Raw genomic sequence first — 24313 nt, 5'->3', positions numbered from 1 at the left:
TGTCTGCTCTCTCATTTTATTTTTCCATTGCCTGTAAAATGGCCTTCAACTTTCCGCGCCCGACCTCTCCGGTGTCATTCAAAACCACGCGCTCTCCGTTTAGAAACACAAAGCGATCTGCGATCGAAAGGAAGGACCGGTCCGCAGTTGCGATCACAACGGTGCTCCGCCTCTTTTGCTGTCGCATCCACTCCTTGAAGGCAGCACGGCGCTGATCTGACAAACCATTGGTCGGTTCCGAAAACAGATAAACCGATGAAGGGCGCGCCATGCTACGCGAAAGGGTCAGAGCCTTGAGGGTTTCATCTGGCAACTGCGCCAGGTGAGCATCGGTCAGACGAGTTTCAAGACCATCTGGCAACAACTCCTGGTCCTGCGACAATCCCATCTGCGACAAGGCCGTTTCGATTTGGCAATCACTCAGTGACACAGACGCCAATCGAAAATTCTGTGCGATCGTGCCGTAGAACAGCTTTTTTTCAAAGGTCGCGTAAGTAACCGAAGTGCGCAGTTCGTCCCTGGCGATTTGCCGCAAGTCAACGTCATCATAAGATACAGTGCCCGCCAAAGGCGTAGCCAACCCGTCCATCAGGTCTAAGACCGCCGTTCGCACGGCTGCATCACTGCTCATGATTAAGGTGACTTCACCGGGATCACAGCTCAAACTCGCCTGCGACAGAAGCGGTGCATTCAGCGGATCTGGGCGAAAAGTGACGGCAGAAAACTGGATCGCGCCCTGAATGTCTTTGCGATGAGAATGCTCCAACCCCAGTTCAAGCTCTTCTGGCAATGAAAGCACCCGATCAGCCTGATTGCGGCTGTGACTGAAAATCAGGATTTGAGCCCAGCAACAATACAATGTCTGTACCGGGGCAAGAATTTTTGACACCAGAGCAATCACAGCGATTAAAGCGCCAAAACTGAGATCGCCATTCACCGCTGCATAAGCGCTGAGAATAATGGCCCCCACCGTGGCCAACGCTGTCACCGATTGGGACAAGGACTGCGTGAATGCCTGAAACACACGTGCACGCCGCGTTGCATCCTCTGCCGCTTCGGACAAAGACAAGCTGCGATCCAGCCATCTCTGTTGCAGTCCCAAGTCGCTCATCATGCGCTGGTGCAATATCGCCTGCTGCATTGCAGATTGACTTTTTGCAGCCGCATCTGAGGCTGCACTGTCCAGTCGCCGCTGTTCGGGGATGGTAACGAAACCGAGTATCACCAAAATAACAACAAGCCCAAGCGTCAACAATCCGACCTGAGGGGCAAGAAAAGTCAGGACGGCAAAGAAAATTAAAACGAAAGGCAAATCGAGCAAGCTGGTCATGATCTGGCCTGTGAACACGTCTCGCAGGGCTTCGAATTGCCTGAAACGAGAGAGCTGTTGGCTGATATCCGACTTCTGCAACTGCTGCAGGGGCAGCGACATCAGTTTGTGAAACAACGCAATCATGAGTTGGTGTTCGCCGCGCGCGCCGATATACGCCAATGCCCGTGTTCGCGCGTGTCGGAAACACATATCCGAGAGGCCGATAACCAAGACCGCAACAACCAATGACGTAAGCATTGCCACCGAACCCGATGGGATAACCTTGTCATAAATCGCCATGATCAAAAGTGGCGCAGCCAAGCCCAATAGATTGATGAGGAATGACGCAAGAAAAAGCCAAGGCAACATCGGCCTAAAGACTCGGAATGCCATACGAACAGTTTGCGGCGTACCATCCTCTTCGCGCCAAGCCTTCGATTCAATTCGGATGACCAAACACTTACGACGTTTTGGTGAGTGGTCTTTCGCGCCAGCCACCCGCAAAGACAAGCCGTTACGCCCCAAGGCGACGTACCACGGCCCGGTTTCGGGAATAACCAAAGCCGGGCAATCCGCGTCCACAATGGTGTCTTCCCGGCATCGAGTTTTGGTATAAGAAATTTTCAGCGTGTCGAGCACATCCAGAATGTCATCCTGATCTAGCCTTTCTGATTGATGTGGGAGTGCTTCCAGCAACGTGTTTAGGCTGCTTCGGCGCCCTTGGTTGTAAAGCAGAGCGTCCAGCAGGCCGGTTGCTTTTTCTACTTCAAGCGTCGTCATGCGGCCCCCTTTTGCATGGCCTCTGATGTCAGCCTTTCAAGATCCGTATCCGCGACCCACGCTGCCATGTCGCGTGACTTGGTTGCATTTAGCCTGACGACCTGTGGCGCAAATTGCTTAAAACGCGGGTCGGGCGATGCCACGATAAGCGTCGGTCGCACTTCTAACTTAGCCAGATAATCTGCCAGCGCCTGTCGCTCAGCCGTATCAAGCACAGCGGTCGGCTCGTTCATTAGCAGGATGTGAGGCTGTAGAGCCAGTGCGCGCACCAATGCGATCAATTGCCGGTTCACCGGGTCGCGTTCGAACGCCGACCCAATTGTCATTGGGGTGTTGTACCCAAGCGGCAGGCGAAGAATCCGGCGTTCCAACCCCAATGCAGCGGCAACCGTCTTGGCGCTTTCGATCCGTTCGTGATCACCAAACGCACTTAGGTTTTCCAGCAAGGTACCTGAAAGGATAACCGGTTCGCTCTCCAGCGCGACCAACGCGTTTTCGCCGCGAAAGGCAACTCTTTTCTTGGCATCCACTCTGTCGAAAAGAATGCTTCCCTGATCCAGGTCGCACTGTCCCGTTAGCGCATCAAAAAGGGCGTCGACCATCCAGCTTTCCTCGGCTTCGATCAAAACGCCTCTATCGGCGCTGGCTGTAAAACTGACCGTTGAAAATGACGCACCGTTTCCATGCAAACGCCTGACCGAGACGTCCGAGGCCGTAACAACACCCGATAGCTTCCCGTCGCCAGACGTCGCGACTAGATGCGTTTCAAGCTCATTCATCTCTTTCAATCTGGACCAGGCGACAGTGATATTTTCAGCCTGGACCCACATTGCCATCAATTTGGTCAGCGGCTGCACGATCCGCCCATTCAGAAGCATACAGGCCGCCATTTCCGCGATACCAATCTGATTTCGGATCGCCAGATAAGCGCCCAACAAGCCCATTGCGGCCACCGATACCTGAGCAAAAACGGTGCCAAAACTCTGTGCGAAGCCGGCGAAACGTATCATTCGGCCGCTGATGTCGACTGTCTGATCCTCAAGCATCTCAAATCGCCGCGACATTTGCGGCTCCATCCGGTTAGCCTTGATTGTCTTCATGTTCGACAAAAGCTCGGACAAAAAGGCGTATCTGCGGGTGTCCAGCGTCTTACGCTGTCGGAACAAGTTCCATTGAGCACGTTTCATTACGGCCGCAAAAATCAGGACGATGCCAAAAGCACCCAATGGAACCAGAACGAGCCAGCCGCCAATCAATCCGATCAAGATTGCAAACATGAGCGTAAACGGCAGATCAATCGAAAGCGTTTGCCCTTGCCCCGCATAATGATCCCGAAGTTGCGCAATCGCAGCGTAGCGCTCGGCATAACTGCTGGGTGGCTCTTTGGCGAAGGTCAGGGTATTTGCCGTCAGAACCTGTCTCATAAAAAGGCTGTAGTTGGCGCGCGCTGCATCCTCTGCGGCGGTCGACAATAGAATGGATCGGCAATGTCGCAAAACAAGTTCAAACCCCGCACTGAACAGTAGAACGCAAGTCAGAACGTGCAGAGTTTCCATGGATTGGAATGGAATGATCCGGTCGAAAATCAACAGGATTGAGATCGGCATCAAAAGTGACAATACGTTCAAAGACAGGGAAGCCGCCCAAACCGGAACACCCAACCGTGGCGTCAGTTTTCGTCCGATAAATTCGCTCGATCCCATCCTATTGCTCACCCAGTTGCCTCGTCCAATCGGTTTGGCCTGAACCTATTGAAGAAGCGTAAACTCCGATCGAGAACTGTGGATTATTTCGTTTAATTTTTAGATACTTAAGTCGCAATCGCAGCAACAACTTATGTTACTGATGGGCCGGAATCAGGGGAACAAACGGGGATCAGATCAATGCAAAAAGCCGGGCAATATCTTGAGCATCAGATCAATTCCGCACAAACCGAACTGAACGACAAAGCCGAGATCGTCTCTCACGTTGCGCGCGGCGTTTCGATCCAAGAGGATCCGACCCGCAGCACTTTGCACACGGGGGAACGGGTCGAAGGAACGATAGACGACAGGCTGCATCAAAACGGTGCACCTGAGAAAGCAGACATGCCTTCTGCGCGCGACGACTTCATCAGCGCCGAACGCTCGCTTCCTCAAGCACAGGCCGTCATTGATGGCCAGAAAACTGTGCAAACGCGCGCTGCTCCAGATGCACCTGAAGCCTCCTCTTCTTTTTCAGGATCCGCCAATGAGCCTTTTTCGAAGCTCAACACCTCAAACACGGAGGGCTCTCCGACGGCTCCAGAAATTCCGGATGTTCCGCCAAGAATCGCTGCCCCGGTTTCCATTGGTCCCAGCGCAATGCCTCCTCCAGAACAGGAGGTTGACCTTGCGCCTGACGCGCTAAATCTGGACAACGCGACCGTCGCAGAGAATGCGTCTGGTGCAGCGATTGGCACCCTCACCGTCATTGATCCAAATAGCAGCGACGCGCATGAATTTACCGTCTCGGACGATCGGTTTGAAATCATTGATGGAGAGCTGCGAATAAAACCCGAAGTATCGCTGGACCATGAAGATGCAGCCCAGATCGAAGTGGACGTGACGGCCACAAACGCGCACGGGTTCAGCTTGACGCAAACCTTCACCATCGAGGTGCTGGATGTGAACGAAGGGCCCGAGGGCGTTTCGCTCAGCAATTCAACTGTGGCAGAAAATGCAGCCGGTGCCGTGGTTGGAGAGATTTCGGTGATTGATCCAGACAAGAGCGACAGCCACAGCTTCGAAGTCTCGGACGACCGTTTCGAAGTTGTTGATGGAAAGTTACGCCTCAAGCCTGAGGCGGACATTGACTATGAGACCACCCGACAGATCGAGCTTGAGGTGACAGCTATCGACGCCGTCGGGCTGAGTGTTTCTGAAACTTTCGTAGTGGATATCCAAGACATCAACGAAGCCCCGGTCGACTTGTCCATTGGCAATGCAACAGACAATCTGGTCGCAAACGGAAGCTTTGAAGAATTCGACCTCGACCGTGGCAGATGGCGCGGCTTCGACAATGACGATTCTGGGGGATGGACCGATGCTCATGGCCTTGAAATCTGGGATAATCTATGGGGGACCAAGGCTTCACATGGGGACCAATTGTTGGAGTTGGACCACGCAAGGGGCGTCGACAGTATTTCCCAGACGATTGAGACTGAAGACGGGCAGCTTTACGATTTGGGCATTGACCTGCGAGAGCGCCTATCCGGTGGCACCGACACGGTCGAAGTATATTGGAACGGACAGTTGGTCGGCGAACTGGATCCACAATCGTCCGATTGGGAAACGTTCCAGCTTCAGGTGATCGGCTCTGGCCAGGACACGCTGGAACTCCGTGAACCAGAAAGTCAAAATGACAGCTACGGCGCCCTGGTCGACAACATCACCTTGACAGAGGCTCAGCTTTCGGTCGCAGAAAATACCGAAGGCGCCATCGTTGGGTATCTGAGCTTCGCTGATCCCGATGCAAATGACATACACCGGTTCGAAGTTTCGGATGATCGGTTCGAAGTGGTCGGCAACCAGTTGCGACTGAAGCCTGGTGTCGCCTTGGACTATGAAGTAGCAGCCTCGATTGACATCGATGTATCAGTGATCGACGCAGGTGGTTTAAGCCGAACCGAGACAATCTCGATCACTGTTGCCGACATGCCCGAGAATGCAATCGCCAGCGGTCTGGCGTCAAAAAACAATTCCGCAAGTCAAAGCTACTCAAAAGCCAAATACCGTGATCAGGAAGTCCAACGCTCTTTCGATGAAAGCGCGCCGACCACCGCTTTGGAAACAGGTCCAGACAACCGGCCGGAAGGAGAAAGCTCAAACGCGCCCGAAATTCAGGTCAGCGGAATTCTCTCAGCCGAAGAAGGTGGAACTATAACTCTAAAAATCGACATAGCGGAAGCCAGTGAGCGCGCGACGATTTTGTTGGACGGCGCACCCGAAAACACTCTCTTCGTTAGTGGCGAAGCCTCATTGTTATCGGATGGAGAAGTGGTCAATTTGGATGGCTGGGACCTTTCGAGTTTGGAAATTTCCCCGCCCGCTGGATTCGAAGGTAGTATCAACCTCGAACTCGCAATCTCTGATCGCAACGATCCCGACTTAGTGGACAGAATAGAAATCCCGGTTCAACTCACTGTCGGAGGATCAGAACCAGCGGGCGCGGAGTCCGAAAGAATGGATGCATCTGTCCTCGCCGACGCGACGGAAACTGATATGGCCTCTCAACCTTGGGACATGGCACCGGAGGCTCAGGATATAGCCCAAGAAGCAGATGTCCTGTCCGAGACAGTGACACTACCTGACAGCCCGCAAGTTTCGGCACTAGATACACAAGTCTATGAGCGTTTCGACTGGTGAAGTAATTTTGGGCAAAGGCTGATCCAAATGGACGGCCTAGTTGGATCGTATGATTTTCGGCAGATCAGTAAGTCCATGTCCTTTTGCAGGCCTATTACGCGGTTCCAGGATGGGAAACTCTACGAAAAATTCGGTTCCGACGCCTAATGTGCTGTAGTAGTCGATCGTGCCACCAAACTGTTCCACGATTTCCTTGGAAATGTTCATTCCAAGACCTGTACCTCCGGCATGGCGTTCATCAGATGAATCAATCTGCGAAAAGCGGTCGAAAACTTTGTCTCGGCTTCCCGCGGGAATACCGATCCCCTGATCCTTGACAAAAATCCGCACGCGACCGCCAACCTGCTTGTAGCCGACGGTGATCGAGCCACCATCGAAAGAGAACTTGGCAGCATTCGAAATCATATTGGTCAGCACCTGAATCAGGCGCGATGTATCCCCGCGTATTTGCAGATCGGCTTGGCCGTCGACATTCTCTTCAATCACTACGTTATGGGCACTGGCATAACCCAGATTGGCCGCAATGGCTTCTTGCACAAGAGGACGAACATCAATCGCAGTTTGCCGAAAGACCATCTCACCCGCTTCCATCTTCTGAATATCGAGTACGTCATTGATCAGCGACGCCAGCCGCTCACTGTTGCGCGCAGCCAGATCAACAAGTTTTTGCATCTTTTCAGGCACCTCGCCCATCGCGCCTGTGTTGATCAGGTCCAGCGATCCCTTGATAGAGGTCAGCGGCGTGCGCAATTCGTGACTAACCGTAGAAATGAACTGTGTCTTGGCGATATAGGCCGCCTTGGTACGTTCGTGCTCTTCCCTTAGTTTTTCAAGCTGCTCTAGATTTTTTCGATAAAGCTTAAGAAAGACCAGTGAACAGTCGATCAAAAAGTACATCACGAAGACGACCGTGAAGAAATGCAGCCAGAGTTCCGACGACAGGTCGGGTTGTTCAATCCAGATATCGGTAACGACGATCACCATGAACGACACGCCATACATGGCCAGCCGCACGATCATGGCCCAGACGAACTGATGGTTGTTCATCGCCGCAAAAAGCGCGGCCGCAAACAGGAAGAACAAGGGGGTGAAGTGCCCCCCCGACGGCTGTTTGAACGCAACTGACACCGCATAGAGGCAAATGGCAGCGGCGCTTAGGATCGTGTTCAGCAATATCCACGCGACCATCATCGCAATCGCGCGCCGTTCATCGCGCCGCAGGCGCGCCACACGTTTAGCAAGATACAGGTCTTGCGCTTCGCATATCAGGATCGTGCCATAGAACAGGATCGCGTTGAGTGAGTCGAAGAAGAAGCCCGTCAGAATGGTCGTCGCCAGAAAAATCGCTTGCCGCTGCCAAAGCAGCGCAAAGCTCATGGCGGTGTAGTCTTTGATGTTCTGTAGCAGCTGATCGACAGGCTCTTCCGAGAGCTCGATCGGCGGTGTCGTTTCTGTGATCGTCATCACGTCGTCTTCAATTGTGGCACTGTTCTCCTTGAACTACAGGCACAATGAGGACGCAGTTGGTCCGAAATTGGTTCACAGTTTGGCAATAATCTCAAAACGCGATGTGGTTTGTTAATAGTCACTGTTCTCATATCAGCATCAGTGACGGAGTCTAATATGACACAGTCCGGAAACACATGGCGGTAAGTTAACGATTTCATTGATTCTTTGCGTGTTTTGACACTAAATGTTTCTGCCCAGGGGCCAATGAACCTGAAGGATGAGCAGCATGACCGCAATTGGTATGCAGGAAATGAGGCAGGCCGACGTGACACCGGTTTCGGCCCGACTGGCAGAAAAGCCCGTATCGTTGTTGCAATTCGCCCGATCAGCCGGGCGCAACATGCTTGAGGTTATCCCGATTGAGACGATTCAGCAGACCTATGTACGCGGTCCGTTGAACATCCATTATATATGCGACCCCGAAATGGTGACCGAATTGCTTGTTGGCAAAGGCCGCCGTTTTCCAAAGGCCAAGTTCACCAAAGACATCATCGGCTCAGCCGTTGGCAATGGTCTGATCCTGTCCGAGGGTGAAAAATGGCGCAAACAACGGCAGCGCTACTCACCGCTTTTCGCGGCTCGGAATTTGCCTGTCTTGTCGCGCCACTTTGCCGAAACGGGTTCCGAGATCGCAGCGTCGTTGGCTGAGAACGAGGGCCCCGTGGACATAGCGCAGGTCGCACCGGCTTCGACGCTAACGAATATCTCTCGTGTGATCTTTTCCGGCAATGAAGAGGTCAGCGCCGAACAGATCCGCGTGGGCTTGATCGCCTATTTTAACTATATTTCCGATATCTCTCTGTTCGACCTGATGGGCCTGCCCAAATGGCTGCCCCGCCGCAAATGGCTGCGCAGCACCGCCCCCGTCACTACGATGCGCGATTTGGCACGCACTGTGATCGAGCAGCGCCGCGCTGAAGGCCGGAAGGAGCCACAAGATTTCCTAGACCTGATGATCGACGCGCTTAAGGAAGACTTCGAAGATCTGGAAACCACGGTCGACAACCTGCTGACCTTTGTTGTCGCGGGGCATGAGACCTCGGCCAATGCGATGGCTTGGGGATACTACCTGCTGGCGCTCTACCCCGAGATGCAGCACAGAATCCGGGATGAGATTCGAACAGCCTGCCCTGAAGACAAAATCGAATTCTCGCATCTCGAACACATGCCGCTGTTGCGCGCGCATATCAAAGAGACGTTGCGCCTGTACCCTTCGGCTGCGTTTTTTGCGCGCGATGCTGAGGAAGCGGTGGAGATCAAAGGGATCAAGATCGAACCAGGTGACGCGTTGTTTTTCCCGGTCTATTCACTGCACCGCAATGAAAAGCTGTGGGAAGAGCCTGATCAGTACAGACCCCAACGCTTTTTGGGCGCTCCGCCTCCGCGTGGGCAATATATCCCCTTCGGTGATGGCCCTCGCATCTGTATTGGCGCGCTATATGCCGAGACCGAGATTATGGTTCTGATGGCGTCGGTTCTGCGAGACATCCATTTCTCGATGTCATCGGCTCCGATGCCCGAGCCGGTCCTGACGTTCACCATGCGCACCAGCGGTCCCATGATGTTGAACGCGGCCCGCGCCTGAGGCCCAAGCCTTACTTGCGGGCCAGATAGGTCTGGCTGCCGTACATCTCCTGCAAAACGGTCTCGAACAGGCTGGTACGTGGCTTGTCCATCTTCACCACGTTAGACTTGCTGGGCAGCTTTGCCTCGGGCGCTTCGACCTTGCGAAGGGCCACTTCCCGTTCCTGCACCTTTTCGATCGCGTTATTCATTGCTGAGAATGCCCCTGACTTGGAAATAGACCGCATGGCAATTGCGGCTCCTTTGACAGCCCGAACCGACCCCGAGACACCTCGGTCAGCCAGCATCGCGCCAAAAAGCTGGTTCAATTCTTCTTCGGCAGGCAGGTCGGATGCGGCCTCGCGGCCATGCACGACGACGAGAAACACGCCGCTACCCCGGTACGAGAACACTGCTTGCGATAGCTTGGTCGTCTTTTCGATGGAGCGTCCCAAATCGGAAATCGCACGGCGGAACGCACTGAAATCGTTAAGATCGAACCGGAAGTCAGCGTCCTGAAGTTTGACGGCAACGACCCATGAATCGTACAGACATCCCCGCGAAAGTTGTTCGATGTAATTGTCGAACTCAACATATCGCAGGCACCGTTCGAGCCCGTCGATTGATAATGGATCATCAAAGCTGAACTGCTGTGTGCTGTCAAGTTCAGCCCGAAGGCTCTGCACCGAGGCCGAGCTGCGGCGCGCCTTGATACGTTCTTGCATCAAGAGATGCGCCGCGTTCATCCGGCTGCGCAGCTCGAAGAAATCAAACGGTTTGGTAACATAGTCGAACGCGCCTTCTAGAAACGCTTCTTCCACATGTTTTCTATCGCTCATCGCGGTCAGCATGATCGCCGGCGCATCGGCATGATCGGGCATTTGTCGAATACGCCGCAGCAATTCGATTCCGTTAATACCGGGCATTTGAATATCCAGCAGGAAACAGTCAAACGGCGTTCCGGTGGCTTCGATCAGCGCCAGGGCTTCAGTGGCCGAGGAGGCAGCTGAAATATCGCAATTCTCAAACTCGGCCAGCGCGGCCTGCAACAGCTCCAGAATGCTGGGTTCATCATCAACCACCAAGACGCGCAGCTTGGTCTTTTGCAACGCGCGGATTTCCAGTTTCCGCTGGAACTGTTCACTGTCCGGGTTGGAGTGTTTCATGACTGGTAAACCGTTTTCAACTTATTTAACGGTCCCAACCTATTGAACGACTAGGACAAAACCGCGGCGAAAACGGTAAAAAACGCCGCGAAACGTGTTCATTTCTGGGCCTTATTTTGTCAAAACCGGCCACGGGCCTCGCATCAAGAGACAAGGAACACGCAGGCCAACCCCGTGTTTAACATGCTTTCCAGCACCTTAACCGCGCTCTATGGCGATTGCCGATTGATATTGAACAAGACCGACTGGCTATAGGTCCCTTCGATCGAGAACTTCGCCCCAACCGGCGCGGCCCCTACCCCAAGCCGCCGCGACCAGCGCGCCCAGACTGACGGTACAATTCCAAGAATGCGCGTCGCTCCACCCTCGGCGGCTGTCACAGTCATTTGATAGAACAACTCTTGTTGCACGGCCATACGACGTGAGGACGGCACGCTGTCGGTGATGAAAAACCGCGATGCCTCCCAGACATTGGGGGCAACTGGAGCCTCGAAAAAAAGGACATCCGTTGGCATACCCGGCAAATTCCCCTGCTGCGCATCCCGCAACATATAGGAGTAAATCCCGCAGCGCGCGGTTGTCGGCAAAAGGCGCACGCCGCCCAGAACCTCGCCGAATTCATGCAGAACGACCCAGCGACAGGCGGGTGTGTCGTATTGATCGAACTCCATGCCATCTACCTGCCCGATCTGCCAGTTCAGGCGGTCGATGAAAATCGACTTGCGGGTTTCCAGATACTTGGACAGCAGCGTGCCATATTCATGCATGTTGCGAAAACTCATCGTCGTCGCACGAATCTCACCCAGCTTTTCCTGACGGGACGGCTGGCTTCGCTTGAGCGAAAACAACCGTCGCCGCGGCGCAGGCTTGGGCGCAGCCGCAGCGTCATTGGCAGGCTCAAGGTCCGGAAAAACTTTGGACGCCGGGTAGGCCTGCTCGTACTGGAGTGGTCGATCCATATTTTGCTCTTATTTTTGACACACTTATGCCAAGATGCCGAACACCAAGTCTACAACTTAGTGCTGTTCGCCTTATGATTGAAGCCCATGTGTGGCCAAATCACCTCCACCCTTCATTTTTGGCTGCTAAATTTTAGTTTATTCGCCATTTTGTTTGATTTTTTTGTGGATTTCCTGCGCCAGATGCAGACAGTTAGCCGCTCACAACTCTTTGAACACAAGAGAATTTTCTGGGTTTTCCGACCAACTGGGTGGAACTTGGAGCGGCAAACATGAATTTTTCGCGATCACGACACGTCAACTCCTTTGCAACAGGGTGAAAAAGCTCTTACCCGAGCGGTCGAAATGATTGGCAAATTCCATGTTGATCCTAATGTTCATTAAATCCGCGCTTAATGAAAAAATGATTAATCGGACACATAGGTGCCTCTGACCCGTCAATCTTTTGCCGTTTTTCTCGGACAGCCTGAACGCACCTGAAAATCCACTCGCCTGCCGTCCTTTGCCGGAAGTCTGCAAAGCAAAAGGATGGTTCGGTGGCAAAACCTGGTGATTTGTTATGCGTATACTTGCCGTAGACGACGACCCAAGCATTCTTGAGCTGTTGATCTGTGTATTGGGCGCCTTCGGTTATGAAGACGTGGTAACCGCGCGCAGCGGTCAAGAGGCGATTAAAGTCCTGTCCGAAACGGATCAGGTATTCGACTGTCTGCTGCTTGATGTGCAAATGCCCGAGATGAACGGTATTACTTTGTGCGAAGAAGCGCGCAAACTGCCGGATTATCGCTTTACCCCAATTATCATGGTCACCGCCATGGTGCAGAAACAGTATATCGACGAAGCGTTCGAGGTTGGCGCCACAGACTATGTCACCAAACCTTTCGAGTTTGCCGACCTAAAACAGCGTCTTTCGGATGCGTATCGACTGGCTGCCGAACGGCGTGCCGCGATCGAAGTGCTCGAGGCGGATGTCTACGCGCAAAACGATTCCGAGGTGAATCCGAATTTCCGCCTGAGCGATCCGCTCTATTTTGGCGATCTGCCTGGCTGCATCGGTCTGGCCGAGTTCGAAAATTACGTGGTTCAACTGGCAACCATGCACGCCAGAACGTCCAAAATGCTGGCCATCAAGGTCAACGAAGTCGAAGAGATCTTCGGCCTCAGCACATCAACCGAATTCCGCGAGATCATGGCGGTTGCAGGCGAGGCGCTACTGACATCCTCCAAGGATGGCCGCAACTTCGCGACCTATTGGGGCAATGGTGTGTTTCTTCTGATTCACGACCGCAAAAAGGGCCTGAACGCGCAAGAACTGAGCTTGCGCCTGTCACGCCTGCCCGGCACCGACGCCGGAGAGCTTCTGGCTAATGCCGGTATATCATACCACGTCGGTGAGGACGTCTCGCTGAATGCTTCGTCGAAGATGGAAGCTCTGTTCCTGATCGACAAAGCTGTTGAACTTTCAGAAATTCAGGATGGCCCTTTGGTCAGGTTCGGCTGAACCCCTTCTTCTGAAACTGAAAAATCTCGCAAGTCCGGGCTGACCACAGGTTTGCCCGGCTTTTCGTCGTTCAATTCGTCCAAGATGTATCATGAGTGGCGGGGAGACAGGGATTCGAACCCTGGGGACGCTCTCACGCCCAACGGTTTTCAAGACCGCCGCATTCGACCACTCTGCCACCTCCCCGCGTGGAGCTGGGTCTAAGGCCAAGCGAAACCGGTGGCAAGTGCAAATAGGGAAAACTTGCTCAAGCCTGTCCAGCAGACTTTCCATGCTCCTTTGCTCGGGTTATGATCAACGGTGAAAAGACCGAAACACGCTGGCCTTTGAGAACCGGCAAACGGCAGTGGGGCATTGTGAACCAAGCCCTTTCAGGCAAGGGATGAGATAATGGATCGAGCGATTGTGACACGCGCAAAACCGCGGGCGTTGGTGGTTTTTGCTGTGGCGCTTACAGTTCTTGTAGGTTGCGACGAAACGCTGTCTTCGGATGAGGCTTCATCGGACGCGGACAGCAGTCCGCGCGGCAGTGACTCGGTAGAGCTGTTTCCCGATGCGACCGGAAACACACGCGAGGATGTCGAAGCCCCCGAGGTTTTCAACGTCACCGAAGCCGGGTTGTGGGATGGACGCCCGTCATTGGGCGGTATCTGGGTCGCGCACCCGGATGTTACCCAGCCCGAACGTGTACGCATAACAAACACCGCAAATAACAAGTCCACCACAGGCGCCCTGTTCCGCCGCGAACGCAACCTTCCTGGTCCCGCGTTGCAGCTTTCTTCCGCTGCCGCCGAGAAGCTGGGTATTTTGGCCGGCGCGCCCACACGAGTGGACGTTGTCGCCCTGCGTCGCAAACCGGTAGAGCCTGTCGCGGCCGAACCTGAACCCGAAGCTGCGGAAGAACCCGCCGCCGAGCCCGAGCAGGAAGTGGTTGAAAGCGCGGCGGTTGACGTCGCAGCCGATGGCGAGGCGGCGGTTGAAGACAAACCCAAGCGCAAATGGTGGCAAAAGAAGGAAACCGCAGCCGTCGCAGGGGCTGCCACTGCTGCTGGCGCGGCAACCGCCGATGCCGCAGATACGGCGGTTGATACAACGACCGAAACGGCCGCCGACACAGCCGAGGTCGCTGCAGCCGCTGCGGCTGCGCCGTCTCTGACTGACCCCGAAGTGACACCTCCCGCCGATGCCGCGCCAAAACGGAAGTGGTGGCAGAAGAAAGAGGTCGATGAAATCACCGAAACGCCCTTGGATCCGATTGAGGGCGCCGCAGCGGCGATTGAAGCCTCGGACCCGACCCCTGTGGCGGCCGAAGCCCCAGCTTCCGGCCCGCTGTCAAAACCATATGTGCAGGTGGGTACGTTCGGGGTCGAAGCCAATGCCAAAAGCGCCGCCGACAAGATCCGCAGGAACGGTCTGAGCGCCGAGGTGCGCGAATTAAAGACCGATGACAAAACAGTCTGGCGCGTGGTGGTTGGCCCCGCATCCACGCGGGCCGAGCGCAATGCCATTCATCGCGATGTCAAGGATCTGGGCTTTTCAGACGCCTTCACCGTCAAAAACTGAACCCGAAAGGAGGTGCCGCTGTGCTGTCCTCACTACGCTCAACTGTTCTGACCCTTGGACTGGCAGTGTTTGCCCTGCCCGCCCAGGCTTTCGATACGACGGCCCGAGCGGCCTATGTGATGGATCAGACGACCGGCACGGTCCTTCTATCCAAAGACGCCGATCAGCCCCTGCCCCCGGCGTCGATGTCCAAACTCATGACACTGTATGTGGCCTTCGAGGCACTGCGCGACGGACGTCTGACATTGGATGAGACCCTACCCGTTTCCGAACACGCCATGAGCTATGGTGGCTCGACCATGTTCCTGAACACATTGGATCGCGTCACAGTCGAGGATTTGCTGCGCGGTATCATCGTGCTGTCGGGCAACGATGCCTGCGTGGTGATCGCCGAGGCGCTCAGCCCCGACGGGACCGAGGCCGGGTTTGCCCGCTACATGACGCAGCGCGCGAAACAGCTGGGCATGGACAATTCTACCTTTGCCAATTCCAACGGCTGGCCCGCTGCCGGTCACATGATGTCAGTCCACGATCTGGCCGTTCTGGCAGATCGCCTGATCAGTGATTTTCCTGAATACTATCCTCTGTTTGCCGAGGAAGAGTTTGAATTCGACGGTCGGGCCCCCTCGAACAAGCGCAACCGCAACCCGTTGTTGAAATTGGGGATCGGCGCGGATGGTCTGAAAACCGGCCACACGCAAGAGGCAGGCTATGGCCTAGTCGGCTCGGCCAAACAGGGCGATCGCCGGGTGATCTTCGTGCTCACCGGTCTGGACAGCACCGCCACGCGCGCAGAGGAGGCTGAGTCCGTGGTTAACTGGTCGTTTCGAAATTTTGTCGAGAGGACAATTGCCAACAAAGACGCGCCGATAGCCGAGGCCGAGGTTTGGATGGGGGCGCAAAGGACGGTTGGCCTTGTACCCGAAGACGATCTGAACATCCTACTGCCGGTTCTGGGCGACGAAAACGTGGCTGCCGAGGTCGTCTATGACGGCCCGATCAACGCTCCGATTGCCAAGGGTCAGAAACTGGCCGAACTGGTCATCAAGCCTGAAGGTCTGCCCGAAATCCGGCGTCCTCTGGTCGCGGTACAGGATGTGGCCGCGGGTGGTTTTCTGGTTCGGATGATGACCGTCGGAGGGATCGTTCTGACCGATGTGATCGGCAACCCTCTGGACGCATTTTGACAAGGGCACCGCGTGTTTCTGACATTTGAAGGCATTGATGGGTCAGGCAAGTCCTCGCAGGCGCGTATGCTGGCCGATTACTTGCGCGGATTGGGCCGCGACGTTGTTCTGACCCGCGAACCCGGCGGTTCAGCCGGGGCCGAGGAAATCCGCAGGCTGGTATTGGAAGGTGATCCCGACCGCTGGTCAGCCGAGACAGAGCTGCTGCTGTTCACTGCCGCCCGCCGCGACCATCTGGAACGCACCATTGAACCCGCGCTGGCGGCTGGAAAAGTCGTGATCTGCGACCGGTTCGCCGACAGCACGCGCATGTATCAGGGCATGTCACGTGGCAATCTGCGCCCTGTGGTGGATCAGTTGCACAAGCTGATGATCGGGCGCGAACCCGACCTGACCCTGCTGATCGACATGGACCCCGAAATCGGCCTGTCTCGCGCCAAGGGGCGGCAAGGCACCGAGGAACGGTTCGAGGATTTCGGCCTGGAGTTGCAGCAAAAGATGCGCGCCGGGTTTCTGGCGCTGGCCGATGAGTTCCCGGACCGTTTTCGCGTGATCGATGGCAACCGGGACATGGACAGTGTGGCCCGCGATGTGACAGATATCGTCCTGCAATCCTTGTGACGGACGACCCATGAGCGACGACACCCCGACCCCGGATCAGGCCCCCGGTGCCCCGCATCCGCGCGAAACCGCGACCTTATTCGGGCAGGCCGAGGCCGAACAGGCCTTTCTGAACGCCTACACCTCGGACCGTCTGCACCACGGCTGGCTGCTGACCGGCCCGCGCGGGGTGGGCAAAGCAACGCTTGCGTGGCAGATCGCGCGGTTCCTGCTGGCGACCCCTCCGGCTGAGGATGACGGGCTGTTCGGCGCGCCCCCGCCCCCTGAGACGCTCGCGATCGACCCCGACCACCCCGTCGCCCACCGCATTCAGGCCGGGGCCGAACCCGGCCTGGCCGCCATTACCCGAACGCTGAACGATCAGGGGCGGCTGCGGAATGAGATCGTGGTGGATGACATCCGCAAGCTAGGCAAGTTCTTCGGCCTGTCTTCGGCCGATGGCGGGCGGCGCGTGGTCATCGTAGACGCGGCTGATGAGATGAATGTCAGCGCCGCCAACGCCCTGTTGAAAATGCTGGAAGAACCGCCCGCGCGTACGACGCTGCTGTTGATCTCGCACCAGCCCTCGCGCCTGTTGCCAACAATCCGGTCGCGCTGTCGAACCCTGCGCCTATCCCCGTTAGGGGCTGACGATATGCAGTCCGCACTGGCCCAAACCGGAGCCGAAATGCCTACGCAACCAGATCATCTGGCCGCCCTCGCCGCTGGCTCTGTCGGGGACGCGGTGCGCCTGATTAACCTGGGCGGGCTAGAGATTTACGCCGAGTTCATCGCCATCCTAGGCACCCTGCCCCGCATGGACCGTCAACGCGCTCTGAAACTGGCCGAGGCCGCCGCCCAGCGCGGCGCGGCTGAGAGGTTCGAGCTGCTTTTAACCCTGATCGACGTGGCCCTGTCGCGCCTTGCCCTGACCGGAGCGACCGGCGCAGCCCCCCTGCCCGAAGCCGCCCCGCATGAGGTCGAAATCCTGTCGCGCCTATCCCAATCCCCCCATCAGGCCCGCAAATGGGCTGAGGTGGCTGCGACAATCACAGCCCGCGCACGCCATGGTCAGGCGGTGAACCTTGACCCTGCGGCTCTGGTCCTAGATACGGTGTTCAAGATACAGGAAACCGCCGGTCAGAGCAGATGAGCGACACCCCCCAGATCACCGACAGCCATTGCCATCTGGACTTCCCCGATTTCGAAGGCCAGTTGGACCAGATCGTCGCCAATGCGATTGACGCGGGTGTAACCCGAATGGTCACGATCTGCACAAAGCTGCGCAATGAACCCAGCGTCCGCGCGATAGCTGAGGCCCACGCCCCCGTCTTCTACGCCGCCGGCACCCACCCCATGAGCGCTGCGGATGAGCAGATGGCAACCGTAGACGAACTGGTCGCACTGTCCCAGCACCCGAAATTCGTCGGTATTGGTGAGACCGGGCTGGATTACCATTACACCGCCGACAGCGCCGAAGTGCAAAAACAATCTCTGCGTGTCCATATCGAGGCGGCCCAGCGCACCGGCCTACCCCTGATTATTCACGCCCGTGCGGCGGACGAGGACATGGCCCGCATTCTGGCCGAGGAACATCGCAACGCGCCCTATTCCTGCGTGATGCACTGCTTTTCCTCATCGGCGGAACTGGCCAAAGCCGCGCTGGATCTGGGTTTTTACCTGTCCTTGTCCGGCATCGCCGCCTTCCCCAAAAGCCAGGAGCTGCGCGATATCTTTGCCACCGCCCCAGTCGATCGCGTTCTGGTCGAAACCGACGCGCCCTATCTGGCCCCGCCCCCGTTCCGCGGCAAACGCAACGAGCCCGCCTATACCGCCCATACCGCCCGCAAAGGGGCCGAGGTGTTCGGTATGGACTATGCCGAGTTCGCCGCTCAGACCCAGCTGAATTTCGAGCGGCTGTTCACCAAAGCCGCAACCTACAAGGCGGCTGCATGACCCAGCTGCGCTGCACCATTCTGGGCTGCGGTTCCTCCGGTGGCGTACCTCGACTGGGCGGGCATTGGGGCGATTGCGACCCCGAAAACCCCAAGAACATCCGCCGTCGCTGTTCCATGCTGGTAGAGCGCGATGGGCCCGAAGGCACAACTTCGGTCCTGATCGACACCACGCCGGATATGCGCAGCCAGTTGCTGGATACCGGCACCGGGCGTCTGGATGGGGTGGTCTACACCCACAGCCATGCCGACCACGTCCACGGCATAGATGACCTGCGCATGATCGTGTTCAACATGCGCACCCGCGTACCTGTCTGGGCGGACGGTGACACGCAAAACGACCTACTGGGACGGTTCGGATATGCGTTCATCCAGCCTGACAGCTCGCCCTACCCGCCGATCCTTGATCTGAAAACCATCAGTGGCCCGTTTGAGATCGACGGCCCCGGCGGCCCGATCCCGTTGCAGCCGTTCAAGGTTAATCACGGCTCGATCGACGCGTTGGGCTTTCGGATTGGCGGACTGGTCTATTTGCCAGACGTGGCCGAGATCTATGACGACGCATGGCCTGCACTGCAAGGGCTGGACTGTTTGGTCATCGACGCGCTGCGCCGCACGCCGCATCCCACTCATGCGCATCTGGAAAAGACGCTTGGTTGGATCGAACAGCTCGAGCCGAAGCGCGCGGTGCTGACCAATATGCATATCGACATGGACTATGCCACGGTCAAGGCCGAAACCGCCGACCACATCACCCCGGCCTATGATGGCATGGTGATCCATCAGGCGCTGTAAAATGTCGGTGGTGCCTGCCGCAATATCTCACCGGATGGCACCATGCTGCAAAGCCTGATCGACGTTATCCTGCCAGTATTTCTGGTGATCGGCGCGGGATATGCCTCGACCCGGTTGGGGTATTTCAAAGAGGTCCATATCGACGGGCTGATGAAGTTCACCCAGGGCTTCGCCATTCCCTGCTTGCTGTTTCTGGCCATCGCCAATCTGGACCTCAGCGCCAGTTTCGACCCGCGCCTGCTGTTCAGTTTCTACACCGCTGCGGGCCTATGTTTCTGCGCCGGCCTGTTCGGCGCGCGCCTGATCTTCCGGCGCGAGTGGGAGGATTGCGTCGCGATCGGCTTCTGCTGCTTGTTCTCGAACTCGGTCCTGCTGGGCCTGCCGATTACCGAGCGCGCTTATGGCCCTGAAAACCTGGCCGGGAACTTTGCTATCATCGCCTTCCATGCGCCGTTTTGCTATGGCATCGGCATCACAGTGATGGAGGTTATTCGCAGTCGCGGCAATGGTGGCACGCATATGTTCCGTTCGATCTTGTCAGCGATGTTCCGAAATGCGCTGATCCTGGGGATTGCATCGGGATTCATAATCAACCTGTCCGGGGTTGGCGTGCCCGGAGTGGTCGATGACGCCCTTGGCCTGATCACCCGCGCCGCCTTGCCCGGAGCCTTGTTTGCCTTGGGCGGCGTTCTTGTCAAATATCGGCCCGAGGGCGATCTGCGCACCATCGCCTATGTTTGCGGTGTGTCGCTGCTGCTGCATCCAAGTCTGGTCTGGCTATTCGGATCAAGCGTCGGGCTGCCGCAGGATCTGTTCCGCTCGGGCGTGCTGAACGCGGCCATGGCACCGGGGTTCAACGCCTATATCTTTGCCAATATGTATGGGCGCGCGCGACGGGTCGCGGCCTCATCGGTGCTTATCGGTACTGCGTCGTCGATCCTGACGGTATGGCTGTGGCTTGCTCTGCTGGGATAGAGCATTTGGTTTCCGGTTGACTTTGGGTTGTACAAACACACCTATCCGGTCACGCAACAAGGATCCCACTTATGCCGCATGCCGTCATCGTCGCCCATGGCCAACCCTCTGACCCGGAACCGGCCGAGGCCGCATTGGCAGACTATGCCCGTAGCGTCGATGCGCTGTGCCCGGATATCACGGTGGTTTCCGCCACGCTGGCCGCACCGGGACAGTTCGAATCCTGCCTGCAAAAGCTACCGGACGATACCGTTCTCTTTCCGCTCTTCATGGCCAAGGGGTGGTTCGTGACCAGCGCGTTGCCCAAGCGGTTGGACGAACGCCCCCTTCGTATTCTGGACCCGCTGGGAGTAGACCCCGAAATGCCCAACCTTGTGGCACAGGCTCTGACCGAGGCTCTTGCGCAGCGTCAGTGGCAGGCCACAGAGACCGATTTTGTTCTCGCCGCCCACGGGTCCGGCCGCAGCCGCAACCCCTCTGCCGTGGCTTTGCACTTCGCCGAGGCTTTGGGTCAAACTTTACCGTTCAAGTCTCTTCGCGTCGGCTTTGTCGAGGAACCCCCGTCCATCTCTGACGCCGCATCAAAAGCGGGTGCGCAAGCAATTTGTTTGCCGTTTTTTGCCTGCACTGGCGGACACGTTCTAGAGGACATCCCGCAAGAATTGGAAAAGGCTGCCTTTCAGGGCGACACCCTACCCGTCGTCGGAGAGCTTCCCGGCATTCAACGCCATATCGCCGCGACCCTCAGCAAGGCGTTTCTTTCTACCTGACGCCTGCTATTGCGGAGGCATCGCCTTGTGCGCCAGTGATGAGAACAAGCAGTGACGAGACCTGCCTTTTCGCTTGGCCTCGTACAAGGCCTGATCGGCGGCGTTCAAAATCTCGGCAGGTTTGGGGGAGTGAAATTGCGTGGAAAGCGCGGTTCCGATACTGGCCGATATGCAGCAGGTTGACCCTTCAAAACTTATGGGATGTTGCAACCGCTCGATCAGTCGGATCGCGATCGCGGACAGTACAGCCTCATCGACCAAGCCTTTGAACATGATTACGAATTCATCCCCTCCGACGCGCGCGACGGTGTCATCTGCACGCGTCTCTTCCATCATGATGCGCGCGGCCTGTTTCAGAACATAATCCCCAGCGGCATGGCCAAACCGGTCATTGACTGATTTGAAATAGTCCAGATCCAGATGCATTAGCGCAAATGGTCCATTGCCCGAGACCAGATGCCCCAACACCACATCCATCGCACGGCGGTTCTTGAGGCCGGTCAACATATCGGTATAGGCCTGCTCCTCGGCCGCAAGCATCGCGCCCTGCAGGCGCAGGTTTAGTGAACGGGACGCCTCCATCGCGGCGGATTTGGCTTCGACCAGATAGAGCAGTTCAATCGCAAGATCTGTGCCGGAAAAATCGGCACTGGTCAGCGCATAGTCCCGTACCGCATCCAGGATCGAAATTCCGAAGGACAGGTTCACGACCGCCCCCATATCGTTCGGCAAGGGCGCGACCAAGCCTTTAAGGGCCGTACGCTGCCTGTCATGCAGCTTGAGGTGCAGTTTTGCCCCGGCCAGAGAAAGCAAGGCCGACAAGGTTGTCACCTTTCGGGGTCGAACCAGTTCGAAAACGTCCAGGAAAGCCTTCCCACGCATCGGTGTATCCGGCCGAAGTTTTTGAACGGTCGGCCCCACACGCTGAATGCGTCCGTCTCGATCGACGAGAACGAACATCGGGCAAAGCGTGTCCAGCAACCCGGCCAATTCGACGTTGCTCATCATGCTTTTCGCGCCCCCAACTCAAACTGTCGGCCTTGAGCAAAGGCGCTTTCAACCAGGATGATCGAAATGACTTCGGCGTCCCCCCTTTGCCCCTCATGGGTAAGAATGGCCAATGCACCATAGTCATCCGCAACCGCGCGGAGCACGCCCACCATCACGCTGGAATATCCGGGCAAACCCGGATGACACAGAAGCTGGAATTCGGTTGGCGACATCTCGCGTAGTTCCAGTTCGGGCAAACGCAGGTCCGAGACCGCAAGGCGAACCCGATCAGAAAGGTCATCAAGCGAATGCAGAAATTCGACATACGTCACTCCGCCAAACCGCAGCAGGCGTCGCAGATCTTCCATGTTGGGGTGAGAGACTAGATAGGTCCCCAAATCCTCCAGCAGTTCGGCGCGCGGGCGATCGAGTTTAGCGCACAATACCTCCAGCATGCGCGCGCTGACGTCATCGTCATAGACCAACATCGCCTCAAACTCGGAAAAGCCAAGTTCTGCGACTTCGGTCACGTGCAGCCAGCAGGATTGCCCGTATGTCGCGCAAACGAAGGATTGGACCGCTCGATTGATCAGACCATGCATGACAAAGCCCCAGCTTGGTTTCACACGTAGTCTGACCGACGAATCCTTAACAAATCGCCAAAACGCAGCTTCGGATATGGACAATCCAATCGAGTATCAAACTGGAATCTCTTTCTAAACTGCTAGAAATCGGTCGGTGCTCCGCCCTCGGCCTTTCGGCGTTCAACGAATTCCGCCAATTCCTGTCGGATACCTTCGTCCATCGGTGGGGGTTCAAAGCTGGTGATGATCTCTTTGAACATATGATGGGCGCGTTCTGCAGTCCAGATACCACCCGCTACGTTCCACCCTTCGAAATTCTTCCAGTCGCTGAGGAAAGGTTGGTAGAATGCCGTAGTGTAACGGTCCTGCGTGTGCTGGATGCCAAAGAAATGCCCGTCATTGCCGACCGCACGGATCGCATCCAACGCAATCTCATCCGGCCCGGTCGCCGTGATCTCGGGCTGCATATACCTTTGGATTTGCTGCAAAACTTCGCAGTCCATAATGAACTTTTCCGGGCTGGCGATCAGCCCTCCCTCAAGCCAACCTGCGGCGTGGTAGACTATATTGGTCCCAGACTGCACCGCCGCCCACAGTGAGTTCGACGTTTCCCAAACCGATTGCCCATCTGGCACGTTTGCCGCACACACGCCCGAGGACCGCAAGGGCAGGCCGTAAAACCGTGCCATCTGGCCGGTCATCTGGGTCGAGCGCATATATTCCGGTGTTCCGAACGCCGGCGCGCCAGATTTCATATCCACGTTCGAGGTAAAGGTTCCGATCACGCAGGGAATGCCAGGCCGGACATATTGGAACAGCGCAATCGCGCAGAGCGCCTCGGCCAGAGATTGCGCGACCGCGCCCGCCATTGTAACCGGGGCCATCGCGCCAGCCAGCGTAAAGGGCGTCACCACAATCGCCTGCCCCCGCCGTGCCAGACGTAGGCAGCCGTCAATCATCGGGTGGTCGTGTTTCAACGGCGAGGTCGAGTTGATGTTGGTATACATCCGGGGCGTCGCCTCGAATTCCTCATGGCTTAGACCGCCTGCGATCCTCACCATCTCCATCACGTCCTCGACCCGTTCCTTGCCCAGTGAATAGGCGTGCATCGCCTTGTCGGTCAGGGTCAGCTTGTCATAGAGCACATCCAGATGGCGCACGCTGGCGTGGATGTCGACCGGTTCCACCGGATAACCGCCTGCAAAGTGAATGCAGTTGAAATATTGCGTCAGCTTCAAAAGGTTCCGGCACATTTCGCGATTGCCGGGCACTTTCGTGCCGATCTCCATATCCCAATAGTTGGGCGGGGACGAGACATTGCCGAACAGCAGATTGCGCCCACCGATTTCAATCTGGCGTGCCGGATTACGCGGCGTGATGGTAAAGGATGACGGAGCCTTGCCCACCATCTCCATCACAAAATCGCGCCCCATGCGGACATTGTCGCCGTCAATGGTGCAGCCTGCCTGACGCAGTATGCCGATGGCTTCCTCGTTGTAGAATTCAATACCGATCTCTTCGAGAATGCGCATCGCCCCCTCGTGGATCGCTTCAATCCCCTCAGGACCAAGCGGCTCGGTCGGTGCATCCGTATTGACCGGAGGGTTCCACGGCATCTGGTCGATTACGGCCGAGCCTCGGCGTTCAGCGGCCCCTGCGCGCCCTCCACTGCGGCGTCTGCGCTTTGTCGTGTCTGCCATCGGACCGTCCCCTTGTGTT

At 56.5% G+C, this 24313-nt stretch carries 19 protein-coding genes and 1 tRNA gene; 11 read left to right on the top strand and 9 right to left on the bottom strand.

Going from position 1 to position 24313, the window contains the following annotated elements; translation table 11 throughout:
• Nucleotides 1-16: 16 nt before the first annotated feature.
• The gene (locus AC2FJ6_RS07580; RefSeq protein ID WP_170769314.1) at nucleotides 17-2092 is read right to left on the bottom strand and encodes an ABC transporter transmembrane domain-containing protein; all 2076 of its coding nucleotides are present in this window, start codon (nucleotides 2090-2092) and stop codon (nucleotides 17-19) included.
• Nucleotides 2089-3795: an ABC transporter transmembrane domain-containing protein gene (locus AC2FJ6_RS07575; protein ID WP_170769313.1), complete on the bottom strand. Its 1707-nt coding sequence runs from the start codon at nucleotides 3793-3795 to the stop codon at nucleotides 2089-2091. The genes AC2FJ6_RS07580 and AC2FJ6_RS07575 overlap by 4 nt, the downstream gene beginning before the upstream one ends.
• Nucleotides 3796-3975: 180 nt before the next feature.
• On the opposite strand from AC2FJ6_RS07575, the gene AC2FJ6_RS07570 reads away from it, so the two are divergent.
• Nucleotides 3976-6477, top strand: a complete 2502-nt coding sequence (locus tag AC2FJ6_RS07570; protein WP_496668737.1) for a cadherin repeat domain-containing protein — start codon at nucleotides 3976-3978, stop codon at nucleotides 6475-6477.
• Nucleotides 6478-6513: 36 nt separating this feature from the next.
• Here the strand turns inward: AC2FJ6_RS07570 and AC2FJ6_RS07565 are convergent, their stop codons facing one another.
• The gene (locus AC2FJ6_RS07565; protein WP_170769311.1) at nucleotides 6514-7941 is read right to left on the bottom strand and encodes a sensor histidine kinase; all 1428 of its coding nucleotides are present in this window, start codon (nucleotides 7939-7941) and stop codon (nucleotides 6514-6516) included.
• Between the two features lie 271 nt (nucleotides 7942-8212).
• Here AC2FJ6_RS07565 and AC2FJ6_RS07560 point away from each other — a divergent pair, with 271 nt between their 5' ends.
• The gene (locus AC2FJ6_RS07560; RefSeq protein WP_496668735.1) at nucleotides 8213-9571 is read left to right on the top strand and encodes a cytochrome P450; all 1359 of its coding nucleotides are present in this window, start codon (nucleotides 8213-8215) and stop codon (nucleotides 9569-9571) included.
• Nucleotides 9572-9581: 10 nt separating this feature from the next.
• Here AC2FJ6_RS07560 and AC2FJ6_RS07555 read toward each other — a convergent pair whose 3' ends face one another.
• Together AC2FJ6_RS07555 and AC2FJ6_RS07550 are read right to left on the bottom strand one after the other, a co-directional pair.
• Complete coding sequence (locus AC2FJ6_RS07555; RefSeq protein WP_496668733.1) at nucleotides 9582-10715, bottom strand: response regulator; 1134 nt, start codon at nucleotides 10713-10715, stop codon at nucleotides 9582-9584.
• 209 nt (nucleotides 10716-10924) lie between these two features.
• Nucleotides 10925-11674 (bottom strand): acyl-homoserine-lactone synthase, encoded by a 750-nt coding sequence (locus AC2FJ6_RS07550; RefSeq protein WP_170769308.1) that lies wholly within the window; start codon nucleotides 11672-11674, stop codon nucleotides 10925-10927.
• A gap of 559 nt (nucleotides 11675-12233) precedes the next feature.
• Between AC2FJ6_RS07550 and AC2FJ6_RS07545 the strand changes: the two genes are divergently transcribed.
• A complete protein-coding gene (locus AC2FJ6_RS07545) occupies nucleotides 12234-13175 on the top strand; it encodes a response regulator (RefSeq protein WP_170769307.1) in 942 nt (313 codons plus the stop codon).
• A gap of 96 nt (nucleotides 13176-13271) precedes the next feature.
• On the opposite strand, the gene AC2FJ6_RS07540 is transcribed toward AC2FJ6_RS07545, so the two are convergent.
• Nucleotides 13272-13361 (bottom strand) — tRNA-Ser (locus AC2FJ6_RS07540).
• 204 nt (nucleotides 13362-13565) lie between these two features.
• Between AC2FJ6_RS07540 and AC2FJ6_RS07535 the strand changes: the two genes are divergently transcribed.
• From AC2FJ6_RS07535 to AC2FJ6_RS07500, 8 genes are all read left to right on the top strand, one after another.
• Nucleotides 13566-14738 (top strand): SPOR domain-containing protein, encoded by a 1173-nt coding sequence (locus AC2FJ6_RS07535; protein ID WP_170769306.1) that lies wholly within the window; start codon nucleotides 13566-13568, stop codon nucleotides 14736-14738.
• Nucleotides 14739-14758: 20 nt separating this feature from the next.
• Nucleotides 14759-15925: a D-alanyl-D-alanine carboxypeptidase family protein gene (locus AC2FJ6_RS07530; protein WP_170769305.1), complete on the top strand. Its 1167-nt coding sequence runs from the start codon at nucleotides 14759-14761 to the stop codon at nucleotides 15923-15925.
• 12 nt (nucleotides 15926-15937) lie between these two features.
• On the top strand, nucleotides 15938-16546 hold the full coding sequence (tmk, locus tag AC2FJ6_RS07525) for a dTMP kinase (RefSeq protein ID WP_170769304.1): 609 nt from the start codon (nucleotides 15938-15940) through the stop codon (nucleotides 16544-16546).
• Nucleotides 16547-16556: 10 nt separating this feature from the next.
• Nucleotides 16557-17678: a DNA polymerase III subunit delta' gene (locus AC2FJ6_RS07520; RefSeq protein WP_170769303.1), complete on the top strand. Its 1122-nt coding sequence runs from the start codon at nucleotides 16557-16559 to the stop codon at nucleotides 17676-17678.
• A complete protein-coding gene (locus AC2FJ6_RS07515; RefSeq protein WP_170769302.1) occupies nucleotides 17675-18481 on the top strand; it encodes a TatD family hydrolase in 807 nt (268 codons plus the stop codon). Before AC2FJ6_RS07520 ends, AC2FJ6_RS07515 begins: the two co-directional genes overlap by 4 nt.
• Nucleotides 18478-19275 (top strand): MBL fold metallo-hydrolase, encoded by a 798-nt coding sequence (locus AC2FJ6_RS07510; protein WP_170769301.1) that lies wholly within the window; start codon nucleotides 18478-18480, stop codon nucleotides 19273-19275. Before AC2FJ6_RS07515 ends, AC2FJ6_RS07510 begins: the two co-directional genes overlap by 4 nt.
• 42 nt (nucleotides 19276-19317) lie before the next feature.
• Complete coding sequence (locus AC2FJ6_RS07505) at nucleotides 19318-20250, top strand: AEC family transporter (RefSeq protein WP_496668731.1); 933 nt, start codon at nucleotides 19318-19320, stop codon at nucleotides 20248-20250.
• A 71-nt stretch (nucleotides 20251-20321) separates the two neighbouring features.
• Nucleotides 20322-21020 (top strand): CbiX/SirB N-terminal domain-containing protein, encoded by a 699-nt coding sequence (locus tag AC2FJ6_RS07500; RefSeq protein WP_170769299.1) that lies wholly within the window; start codon nucleotides 20322-20324, stop codon nucleotides 21018-21020.
• A gap of 6 nt (nucleotides 21021-21026) precedes the next feature.
• Here AC2FJ6_RS07500 and AC2FJ6_RS07495 read toward each other — a convergent pair whose 3' ends face one another.
• The 3 genes from AC2FJ6_RS07495 to AC2FJ6_RS07485 form a co-directional block, all read right to left on the bottom strand.
• On the bottom strand, nucleotides 21027-22028 hold the full coding sequence (locus AC2FJ6_RS07495) for a GGDEF domain-containing protein (RefSeq protein WP_170769298.1): 1002 nt from the start codon (nucleotides 22026-22028) through the stop codon (nucleotides 21027-21029).
• Complete coding sequence (locus tag AC2FJ6_RS07490) at nucleotides 22025-22612, bottom strand: heme NO-binding domain-containing protein (RefSeq protein ID WP_170769297.1); 588 nt, start codon at nucleotides 22610-22612, stop codon at nucleotides 22025-22027. Before AC2FJ6_RS07490 ends, AC2FJ6_RS07495 begins: the two co-directional genes overlap by 4 nt.
• A 122-nt stretch (nucleotides 22613-22734) precedes the next feature.
• Nucleotides 22735-24294, bottom strand: a complete 1560-nt coding sequence (locus tag AC2FJ6_RS07485) for a trimethylamine methyltransferase family protein (protein WP_170769296.1) — start codon at nucleotides 24292-24294, stop codon at nucleotides 22735-22737.
• Nucleotides 24295-24313 lie beyond the last annotated feature (19 nt).

The sequence above is a fragment of the Ruegeria sp. CDSA089 genome (assembly GCF_059612205.1).
This window is presented reverse-complemented; position numbering and strand designations above follow the sequence as displayed.